Here is an 11033-nt window from a genome sequence, read left to right on the forward strand (position 1 = left end):
CCCCCCTGTTCGGCCACCAGCTTGAGCAGCATGTTTCCGCCCAGCGAGACGCCGGCGGCCACCTTCAAGGCCTTGGGGAAACGGTGTGCCGAGCTTTCCGAAGAGCCAGTAGCGTCGGCGGTATCGCCACTGTGATAGGCCCTCGGCAACCGATTGGGCTGGTTGCCGCAGCCACGGAAATGCATCAGTACGGCACGCCAGCCAAGCCGACTCGCCGCCGAGAGCAGCCAACGTGCATAGGGTGAGTCAAAGGAGCCTTCCAACCCATGGAAGAGCACGAAGACCGGCGCCTCGGGATCCGCGGGCTGGGGGCTGGCCCAAGTCAGCTCGACGAAGTCGCCGTCGGGCAGTTCGAGCACCTCCATTTCCCGTGCCAGCGGTGGGCGCGGCATGATGCGCGGTAGTAGTGTCTGCACATGGGCATTGGACAGACCACGTGGCGGTGAGAAGTCGGCATCGTGTCGCCGCTCGCGCATGATGGTATCACTCGGCTTCGGGCGTCAGGTTTCGGGGCGTGCCTGTGGTGACAAGAACGTTATCCTCGATGCGGATACCGCCGTGAGGAGCCAGTCGCTCCACCTGCTCCCAGTTCACTTGATGACCGGCCGGCCCCTCACGCAGCGGGTCCAGCAGCATGGGGATGACATAGAGCCCCGGTTCAATGGTGACAACCATTCCCGGCTCCAGTTCACGGGTCAAGCGCAGGGCGGGGTGCTCGTCAGGCGGAGGCATGGCCGTGCCGTCCGCGGTACGGCGTCCGGCCACATCGTGAACCTGAATGCCCAGCAGATGGCCCAGCCCGTGGGGGCAGAAGGCCCGTGTGATACCGTTTGCCACGGCGGACTCGGGGCTGCCGAGGACGATGCGATGCTCGACCAGCAGGTCAGCCAGCAGGTCGTGCATCCGCTCATGCAGGCCAACATAGTCGACACCGGGCCGCAAAGCGGCAATCAGCTGCTGCTGCAGGTGGGTGACAGCTTCCGTGAGTGCGGGAAAGAGCGGATCCGCCTGGGCTCCTGCCCAGGTGCGGGTAATGTCGGCGCAATAGCCACGGTAGCGATGCCCGGCATCAACCAGCAGGCTTTGCTGCTTGGCCGGTGTCGCGGCGTCATAATGCTGATAGTGGAGTACGCCAGCGTGAGCGTTGATGCCGATGATATTGCCGTAGGGAACATGGCTCTCGCGTTGACGCGATGCCTTGAGATAGGCGAGCTGCACATCCAGTTCGGCTGCGCCTGAGAGGAAGGCATCCCTGGCCGCAACATGGCCGGCCATGGCCTGTCGGTTGGCCTGCCCAATGCAGGCAACTTCATACTCGCTCTTGCGCACCCGCTCCTCATCCAGCGCCAGGAGCAGGGCGGTCGGGTTGAGTTCGGCCCCCAGGGCCTTGGCAGTCGCGACACCCACGTCCCCGATGACGGCATAGCGGCCACGGGGCAGGGCAGGAGGCACGTCAAAGCGCCCCTTCACCACCTCGACACGCTCTACCCAGGCCTCCTGGGGCAGGCGTGCGGGCAGGTGCCAGAAGTCGTCGGGGGCATACAGATAGAGAACCGGGCGTTTACCCGGACACACCAGCAGCCAGCTCTGGGCGAGATAGGCCTGGCCGGTCCAGTGCTGGAAATGACCATACGCCTGGAAATCAGTGTGCTGGTCGTCGCCGAAATGCAGCGCGGGCTGGCCGCTGTAGATCAATACGCCATCATGCCCGAGGCGGGAGAGCACCTCGGCATAGCGCTGCTCGAGCCGGTCGAGATGAGAACACTGGAGTTCAGCAAGCGGGTCGGTCATGGCAGCCTTCCTGGCAGTCTGATTGATGCCAGTTTAGCGTACTGCCCAGAGCGGACGATAGGTGGAACCACTGATAGGTGGAACCACTACTGACCCGGCGTCGGCTCGATACGGTCAATGCGATAGAGGGTCTCCACCTGGTCCAGGCCCTGTACCGTACAGCCAAGATCACTGATCCGCCCGTCGCCAAGACCGTAGATCCAGCCGTGGACGGCCAATGACTGACCACGCTGCCAGGCCAGTTGAAGGATCTTGGTGCGACAGAGATTGTTGACCTGCGCCTTGACGTTGAGCTCGCACAGGCGGTCCACCTGCTCATCCAGCGGCAGTGCCGCCAGCGCCGAGCGATGGCGGCTGTAGAGCTCGCGGACCGAGTGGAGCCAGTAGTCCACCATGCCGCACTCGCCGCCGGATACCGCCGCCCGGACACCGCCACAGCCATAATGGCCGACGATCATGATGTGCTTCACCTTCAGCACGTCCACCGCATACTGGACGACGGAGAGGGCATTCATGTCGTTGTGATGGACAAGATTGGCGACGTTGCGATGCACGAACACCTCCCCGGGAGGAAGCGAGACGATCTGATTCGCCGGGACGCGACTATCCGAGCAGCCGATCCACAGGTAATGGGGGTTCTGCTGGCTAGAGAGGCGGGTGAAATAATCCGGGTCTTCCTGGCACATGCGCTCTGCCCAGGAGAGGTTGTTCTCGAGCAGGGCGGCGATATCCTTGTCCATGCAAAGCGTACCCGGTTGTTTGATTGGTAGACGAGTGGCGGATGGCCTTTTTACAGGCGGTCAGGGCAGCGGTCAACCGTCACACTCCCGAGTGAGGGGCTGCACTGGTATCATCGCCCCATTCCAGCGGGCTCTGTTCGAGAGCCCGGTTCGAGAAGGAGAACTTCGTGCCAGACTTCGATTATGACCTCTTTGTCATCGGTGCCGGTTCCGGCGGTGTGCGTGCCGCACGCACCGCCGCCGCCACGGGCGCCCGCGTCGCCGTGGCAGAGGATCGCTATCTGGGCGGTACCTGTGTCAATGTGGGTTGCGTACCAAGAAGCTCTACTCCTATGCCGCCCACTTCCACGACGCCTTCGAGGATGCCGCCGGCTTCGGCTGGCAACTGCCGGGTGTACCCACCTTCGACTGGACCACGCTGCGTGACAACAAGAGCGGTGAAATCAAGCGTCTTAATGACATCTACGGCCGCCTGCTGGAGACAGCCGGGGTAAGGCTGATCAACGGACGTGCCCGGGTGGTTGACGAGCATCATGTCGACGTGGCAGGTGAGACCATCAGTGCCGCCAAGATACTGGTCGCCGTCGGCGGCTGGCCCTGGGTGCCCGAATTCCCCGGCAGCGAACATGCAGTGACGTCCAACGAGGTTTTCGACCTGGAGCGGTTCCCCGAACGCTTCCTGGTACTCGGCGGTGGCTATATCGCCGTGGAATTTGCCAGCATCTTCAATGGTCTGGGCAGTGAAGCCCACCTCGTTTATCGCGGTGAACTGTTCCTGCGCGGCTTCGACCGTGAGGTGCGTGAATTCACCCGGGAACAGATGGCTCCCAAGGGGGTGAACCTCCATTTCGAGACCAACATCGAACGCATCGAGCGGGTGGAGAATGGCCTGCTAGTGACCCTCACCAACGGCGAAACACTGGAAGTCGACGCGGTGCTTGCGGCCACGGGCCGCAAGCCGCATCTGGAAGGGCTGGGCCTTGCTGAACTGGGTGTCGAGCGCAATCCGGATGGCACGCTGAAGGTCAATGAGCGATTCGAGACATCGGTGCCGTCCATTCTGGCCCTGGGTGACGTCACCGGTGGCCCCGAACTGACGCCGGTGGCCCTTGCCGAGGCCATGCACCTGGTCAAGCAGCACTTCTCCGACACCCCGGCTGCGCCACTGGATTATCAGAATATTGCCACGGCGGTCTTCTGCCACCCGAACATTGGCACCGTGGGCATTTCGGAAGAACTGGCCCGCGAGCAGTATGGTGCGATCCGGGTCTACCGCACCGATTTCAGGCCCATGAAGCATACGCTATCCGGCAGCCAGGAACGTTGCCTGATGAAGCTCGTCGTCGATGATGCCAGCGACGTGGTGGTGGGGGCGCACATGGTTGGAGAGGAAGCCGGCGAACTTATCCAGGGTATCGCCATCGCCGTCAGGGCCGGGCTGACCAAGGCCGATTTCGATGCCACCGTGGGAATCCATCCGACCGGGGCCGAGGAGTTCGTCACCATGCGCACCCCATCACGCACGTGATCTCACGCGCCATAAGATAGCCCTCGTCCGGGCCGCCCCGAGGCGGCCCGGCGACGTACGATGAGCGCAAACCTGAACTAGACTATCAGTGTGAAGCGTAAAACAATCTCGACCACCGGACTCATCGAGGCGTTGCATAACCTGACGTTATGGAAGTGGGCGCGGGGCATAATGCCGATTTTAATTTAGTCAAAAGCCCTGTTATCATTATGCGCAACATCGCTACAGCGAAGTCTGAACATGAATGTAACACCGCAACCTTTTACCCCCTCTGCCGATCTTGCACGGCCCAGCGTGGCCGATGCAGTCGTTGGCAGCGATGCCGCACCGCTGTTTATCCGCAAGCCCAACCCCGATGACGGTTGGGGGATCTACGAACTGATCAAGTCCTGCCCGCCGCTGGACGTCAACTCCGCCTACGCCTACCTGCTGCTGGCTACCCAGTTCAGGGACACCTGCGCGGTAGCGACCAACGAAGAGGGTGAAATCGTCGGTTTCGTGTCGGGCTACGTGAAGAGCAATGCCCCCGACACCTATTTCCTGTGGCAGGTGGCTGTGGGTGAAAAGGCCCGCGGTACGGGGCTTGCCCGGCGCCTGGTGGAAGCCGTCATGACCCGTGACGAGCTTGCCGATGTACACCACCTGGAAACCACCATCACGCCAGACAACCAGGCCTCATGGGGACTTTTCCGCCGTCTGGCCGACCGCTGGCAGGCCCCCCTGAACAGCCGTGAGTATTTTTCCACGGACCAGCTCGGCGGTGAACACGACCCCGAGAACCTGGTGCGCATCGGTCCCTTCGTTACCGGTCGCCTCTAAGTCCCATCCCCAAGATGCAGGGCGGCCGCAAATGCCGCCACGCTCTCTCTATGTCTTCTCCATCCTCACCAGGAGGTCGCACGATGCAGACCCAGACACTAGAACGCATGGAATCCAACGTTCGGACCTATTCACGCTCATTCCCGGTGGTCTTCACCAAGGCCATGAACGCGCGCCTGACCGACGAAACCGGGCGTGAATACATCGACTTCCTGGCGGGTGCCGGCACGCTCAACTATGGCCACAACAATCCACACCTGAAGCAGGCACTGCTCGACTACCTGGCCAGCGACGGCATTGTCCATGGCCTGGACTTCTGGACGGCAGCCAAGCGTGACTATCTGGAAACGCTGGAAGAGTTGATCCTCAAGCCACGAGGGCTCGACTACAAGATTCAACTGCCGGGCCCAACCGGTACCAACGCCGTAGAGGCCGCGATCCGCCTGGCACGGGTGGCCAAGGGCCGCCACAATATCGTCACCTTCACCAACGGCTTCCACGGCGTCACCATGGGCTCGCTCGCCACGACCGGGAATCGCAAGTTCCGTGAAGCCACCGGCGGCATCCCGCTCCAGGGCGCTGCTTCATGCCCTTCGACGGCTATCTCGGCGAGCACACCGATACCCTGGACTATTTCGAGAAGCTGCTGGCCGACAAGTCTGGCGGCTCGATACGCCCGCCGCGGTGATCATCGTGACCGTGCAGGGGGAGGGCGGTATCAATGTCGCGGGCATCGAGTGGCTGCAGCGCCTGGAACAGATCTGCCGCACCAATGACATCCTGCTGATCGTCGACGACATCCAGGCCGGCTGTGGCCGCACCGGCAAGTTCTTCAGCTTCGAGCATGCCGGCATCACCCCGGATATCGTGACCAACTCCAAGTCGCTGTCGGGCTTCGGTCTTCCGTTTGCCCATGTGCTGATGCGTCCGGAACTCGACAAGTGGAAGCCCGGTCAGTACAACGGCACCTTCCGTGGCTTCAACCTGGCCTTTGCCACCGCCGCTGCAGCCATGCGACAGTATTGGTCAGACGATACCTTCGAGCGAGATGTCCAGCGCAAGGGAGAGATCATCGCACAGCGCTTCCAGAAGATCGCGGCATGGCTCACCGAACACGGTGTCGAGGCAACCGAGCGGGGGCGCGGCATGATGCGCGGGATCGATGTCGGCACCGGTGACATTGCCGACAAGATCACCGGCAAGGCGTTCGAAAACGGTCTTGTGATCGAGACCAGCGGCCAGGACGGTGAAGTGGTCAAGTGCCTTTGCCCGCTGACCATTCCCGACGAGGATCTCCAGCAGGGCCTGGCCATTCTCGAAGAGAGCGTCAAGCAGGTCATCGCCTGAGAGAGCAGGGCGTTAGTGGTGTATCGGCCGGCTGTGAAGCAGCCGGCCAGTCAATCGTTATAAGGGAGTGACACTCTATGATCGTTCGCAATCTCGAGGAAGCGCGTCAGACCGACCGCCTGGTCAAGTCAGAGAGCGGCACCTGGGACAGCACCCGCCTGTCGCTGGCCGACGATGGCGGCAACTGTTCCTTCCATATCACGCGGATCTACGAAGGCACCGAGACACACATTCACTACAAGCATCACTTCGAGGCGGTCTACTGCATCGAGGGCGAAGGTGAAGTGGAAACCCTGGCGGATGGCAAGATCTGGCCGATCAAGCCGGGTGATATCTATATCCTCGACCAGCACGATGAGCACCTGCTGCGTGCCCACAAGACCATGCACCTGGCCTGCGTCTTCACGCCTGGGCTTACCGGCAAGGAAGTGCATCGTGAGGATGGCTCCTACGCACCGGCCGAAGTCGATGACAAGAAGCCGCTCTAACAAATAGCGCTAGTTCGAATGTCGGACGTGACGGTTCTAGCCCCCGGAGCCATTCGGTGACGGGGGTGTTTGTGTCTTGCGGTTAGCAAAGATGTCCCCGCGTTGTCTATTGTGAAGCCATCACTCTTGGATTACCCTTGATCACCCATGAGTTCGCATAATGTATATTATGTTAAATCGTTGATGCCCCGTATCTGATTCAGCCATGAGGTTGGACAAGCCAGGCACCGACTCCTTATCATCTCTCGTCGCGCCCCCCGCGAGGACACCGCTCGCGTCCCAGCCCACACTCCTGGTATCACCCGCGCCACGGGTGAAGCCCGATATGGAGGTTTTTTCACTCATGCGGCCAAGAATACCGTCCGTCGTTATGCCCTGGTTGCTGGCCTCCCTGTTGTTGATATCCGGTTGCGCAATGACGCCTCAGGCCGAACCCGAGCCCGTCCTGAGCCCTGATGCCTTCGATGCGCGCATCGAACAGCTTGAACAGACCATGGCCTTGCGCTGTGACCTGGCCGAAGACCGTCTCTCTCGCCATGACCTTCGGCAAACCGAGATGATGGCGGATATCAAAGATGCCAACGCCCTGCTCCAGCAACTGCGTGGCAATATCCAGCGGCTCGAGCAGCGCGGCGACGAGCCCGTCATCGTCATGGCGGAATGCGACGAGGCCGCCGACACACCGCTGGCCGACAAGGAGCTGGTGGGTCGTGCCGAGTGGATCGGACTGCCCGACATCGGCACCTACCTCAAGGCTCGAATCGATTCCGGCGCCAATACCTCCTCACTATCCGCCAAGGATATCACCCGGTTCGAACGGGATGGTGAGGACTGGGTACGGTTCCGACTGGGCATCACCGATGAGGACGTCGTCGTCGACGACGTTCGTGACGAATGGATCGAGGCCCCCGTCGAGCGCCGTGTCCGTATCGTGCAGGCTGCCGGCAGCGAATCACGCCCCGTCGTGAGCCTGCTGATGACCCTGGGGTCGATTCGCGAACCGGTTGAGTTCACGCTGAATGACCGCTCGCACCTCCACTTCCCGGTACTCCTGGGTCGCCGCTTCCTGATGGATATTGCGCTCATCGATGTGGCCGAGACCTACCTGCACCCAAGGCCCGAGTTTCCAGGTGGCCGCCCCGCCTCTGAGGCAGCACAGGACGAACTCAACGATCAGGAGGAGGAAGACCGCTGAGCAGCGGCGCCTCTGGTCTCTACAAGGAAGCATCATGTCACGACTGCCCTTCTATCTCATTGTAGGCCTGCTGATGGTAGTGGGCATCGGCATGAGCGTGCACCGGCACATCCAGTTCGAGGTTCCATGGACCCAGGGCGAGCAGCGCACGATCTGGGAAGTGGAGGCCATCATCGATTTCAACGCCCTGGGCGGCCCAGTGCGGGTCGACCTTGCCCTGCCCCAGCATCAGCGCGGCTATCGACTGCTGACCGAGAATACGGCCTCGCCGGGCTATGGCCTGTCGTTTCTCCAGGACGAATCCGGTCGTCGTGCCCAGTGGTCGATACGTGAGGCGGCCGGCAGTCAACAGCTCTACTACTCTGCGCGCCTGCTGGTGACCGAGGACAGGCGGCAGCGTGAACTGTCGGCACCGCCTCTGCGCGAAGTCATCTGGGAGCGCCCCTACGATACCGCCGCCGCCCAGGTCATCGAACGTGCCTGGGCCCGCAGCGCCGATGCCTACACCTTTGCCCGCGAGCTGGTACACGATTTCAGTGAGGATCGTCAGGGTGAAAACGCCCGGCTGCTGTTGACCCAGTTCGAGCGCAGTACGCTACTGGTCCGGCTGCTCAACCAGGCCGGTGTTCCAGCGCGGGAGGTCAGCGGGCTCCTGCTGGAAGACGGGCGCCGACGCCAGACCCTCACTCCCTGGATCCAGGTCTTTGCAGGCGACGACAGCAACTGGACACTGTTCAATCCGACCACGGGAGAGCAGGGGCAACCCGAGAATCTGCTGCTGTGGGAGAGTGGCGGCCGTGCCGTACTGGAGGTCCAGGGGGGCAGCAATTCCCGGGTGACCTTCTCGATGCTGTCGCGGAACCAGCCGGCTGCTGCCGCCGTCCGTAGCCAGCTGGCCGATGACACCCTGCTGAACTTCTCGATACACAGCCTGCCCCTGGAAGAGCAGGCACTGTTCCAGACCATCCTGTTGATCCCCATCGGCGCCCTGGTGGTGGTTTTCCTCCGTATCATGGTGGGGATCAAGACCTCAGGCACCTTCATGCCGGTGCTGATCGCCCTGGCCTTCATCCAGACCACCCTGATCACCGGCCTCATTGGCTTTCTGCTGATCGTTGCCGTGGGTCTGGTGATCCGGAACTATCTCTCCTATCTCAACCTGTTGCTGGTGGCGCGAGTGTCGGCGGTGATCATCACGGTCATCGCCATCATCTCGATCTTCTCGGTGCTTTCCTATCGCGTGGGCCTCAACGCGGGACTGACAATCACCTTCTTTCCCATGATCATCCTCGCCTGGACCATCGAGCGGATGTCGATCCTGTGGGAAGAGGAAGGCCCCAAGGAAGTGCTGATTCAGGGTGGTGGCAGCCTGGTCACGGCGGTGCTGGCCTACCTGGCCATGAACAACCCCTGGATCCGCCACATCACCTTCAATTTTCTTGGCGTCCAACTCATCATCATGTCGTTGATCCTGTTGCTCGGGAACTATACGGGGTATCGCCTACTCGAACTGCGGCGCTTCAAGCCTGTTACCGAGGACTGACTCCATGTGGGCAAGACCCAGCCAACTACTTCGGCGCGGTATCATCGGCATGAACCGGCGAAATATCCGCTATATCGGCCGCTACAACGATCGACGCCTCTATCCGCTGGTGGACGACAAGCTGCAGACCAAGCTGCTGGCCCAGCAGCACGGCATCACCACGCCGGCACTGATCGGCACCGTGACAACCCAGTTCGGCATCAAGCAGCTCCAGAAAATGGTGGCGGGACACGCCGGCTTCGTCATCAAGCCGGCCAAGGGCAGCGGTGGCAAGGGTATCCTGGTGATCGAACGCATCGATGGCGACGGCTTTATCAAGCCCAGCGGCGTGCGCCTGGGGCTGAAGGACCTCGAGCGACACGTCTCCAATATCCTGTCGGGGCTCTACTCCCTGGGCGGCACCCCTGACGTGGCCATGGTCGAAGCCTGATCAACTTCGATGAACACCTCTCCGAGTACACCTACGAAGGGGTACCGGACATCCGCGTGATCATCTTTCGCGGCTACCCGGTGATGGCCATGATGCGCCTCTCCACCGCCGCTTCCGACGGCAAGGCCAACCTCCACCAGGGAGCCGTGGGCGTGGGACTCGATATCGACTCGGGTACCGCCGTGCGTGGGGTTCAGTTCGACCGTCCGCGCCTGGCTCACCCCGATACCGGCCACGAACTGGCCAGCCTGCTCATACCCGATTGGCGCAACCTGCTGGAGCTGGCTGCCGGCTGCTTCGAGATGACCGGGCTCGGTTACCTTGGTACCGACATGGTGATCGATCGCAATCTTGGCCCCATGCTGCTGGAGCTAAATGCCCGCCCCGGCCTCGCCATCCAGATGGCAAACGGGGAAGGCCTGCGTTCACGCCTGGATCTGGTCGAAAAGCAACCTGCCGGCCTCGGCGTGTCAGAGCGCGTTGCCTTTTCCCAAACACACTTCGCCCGCAGTGGAGAGCTCAAGAGCGTCTCTCCTCCACCGCAGCCGCTGGCCGCTCCCCTGCCCAGCGCGTAGAATGGAGCCATTCTCCTCAGCATCGGGTCACCCATGACCGATTCAAAAAGCCTGTTGCAGCAGGCGGAAAGACAGTGTCAACGCCACGGGGTACGCTTCACCCCGATTCGGCGGCGCGTCCTGGAAATGATCGCCGGGGCCAGCGGCGGCCTCAAGGCATACGACCTCCTCGACCGCCTGGCCGTCGAGCATGCCGCCGCCCGCCCGCCGACCATCTATCGCGCCCTCGATTTCCTGATCGAGCAGGGCCTGGTCCACCGCATCGAGTCACTGAACGCCTACGTGGCCTGCCCCTGCCCCGAGCATGCACACGGCTTTCAGCTGCTCATCTGTCGCCATTGCGGGCGGGTCGAGGAACTGCACCTGGACGAGGTCAACGATCAGCTCAATACCCAGGCACGCCAGCTCGGCTTTCGCGTCGAACGCCAGACCATCGAGCTGCTGGGCAGCTGCGATCTCTGTCTTGATGCTGCCGCTAACGCCTGACCCCAATACTGTCCTGTGGAAACGTTATGGTGGATACCTTCAAGGAACTCGAACGGGCCGAACTCGGCGCACGTCGCCTTTGGCCTCGATT

At 61.9% G+C, this 11033-nt stretch carries 8 protein-coding genes and 3 pseudogenes; 8 read left to right on the plus strand and 3 right to left on the minus strand.

Annotated features, from left to right (window positions below):
- The 3 genes from Q427_RS16480 to can form a co-directional block, all read right to left on the minus strand.
- A partial coding sequence (locus Q427_RS16480) for a YheT family hydrolase (protein ID WP_043515926.1) occupies positions 1–476 on the minus strand: 476 nt, incomplete at its 3' end.
- Between the two features lie 7 nt (positions 477–483).
- On the minus strand, positions 484–1791 hold the full coding sequence (gene pepQ, locus Q427_RS16485; RefSeq protein ID WP_043515928.1) for a Xaa-Pro dipeptidase: 1308 nt from the start codon (positions 1789–1791) through the stop codon (positions 484–486).
- 86 nt (positions 1792–1877) lie between these two features.
- Positions 1878–2531, minus strand: a complete 654-nt coding sequence (can, locus tag Q427_RS16490) for a carbonate dehydratase (protein WP_043515930.1) — start codon at positions 2529–2531, stop codon at positions 1878–1880.
- Between the two features lie 167 nt (positions 2532–2698).
- Here can and gorA point away from each other — a divergent pair.
- The 8 genes and pseudogenes from gorA to Q427_RS16530 all read left to right on the plus strand — a co-directional run bounded on the left by gorA (position 2699) and on the right by Q427_RS16530 (position 10942).
- A pseudogene (gorA, locus tag Q427_RS16495) lies at positions 2699–4059 on the plus strand (glutathione-disulfide reductase).
- A 240-nt stretch (positions 4060–4299) separates the two neighbouring features.
- The gene (gene ectA, locus Q427_RS16500; RefSeq protein ID WP_043515932.1) at positions 4300–4878 is read left to right on the plus strand and encodes a diaminobutyrate acetyltransferase; all 579 of its coding nucleotides are present in this window, start codon (positions 4300–4302) and stop codon (positions 4876–4878) included.
- 83 nt (positions 4879–4961) lie between these two features.
- Positions 4962–6225: pseudogene (ectB, locus tag Q427_RS16505) on the plus strand (diaminobutyrate--2-oxoglutarate transaminase).
- A 77-nt stretch (positions 6226–6302) separates the two neighbouring features.
- Positions 6303–6713 (plus strand): ectoine synthase, encoded by a 411-nt coding sequence (locus Q427_RS16510; RefSeq protein ID WP_043515934.1) that lies wholly within the window; start codon positions 6303–6305, stop codon positions 6711–6713.
- A 415-nt stretch (positions 6714–7128) separates the two neighbouring features.
- The gene (locus tag Q427_RS16515; RefSeq protein ID WP_231613741.1) at positions 7129–7908 is read left to right on the plus strand and encodes an ATP-dependent zinc protease family protein; all 780 of its coding nucleotides are present in this window, start codon (positions 7129–7131) and stop codon (positions 7906–7908) included.
- Positions 7909–7942: 34 nt separating this feature from the next.
- Entirely contained in the window at positions 7943–9451 is a 1509-nt protein-coding gene (locus tag Q427_RS16520; RefSeq protein ID WP_043515939.1) for a UUP1 family membrane protein, read from the plus strand.
- Positions 9452–9455: 4 nt separating this feature from the next.
- Positions 9456–10456: pseudogene (locus Q427_RS16525) on the plus strand (alpha-L-glutamate ligase-like protein).
- 33 nt (positions 10457–10489) lie between these two features.
- Positions 10490–10942 (plus strand): transcriptional repressor, encoded by a 453-nt coding sequence (locus Q427_RS16530; RefSeq protein ID WP_043514521.1) that lies wholly within the window; start codon positions 10490–10492, stop codon positions 10940–10942.
- Positions 10943–11033 lie beyond the last annotated feature (91 nt).

The organism is Halomonas sp. BC04, from assembly GCF_000568385.1.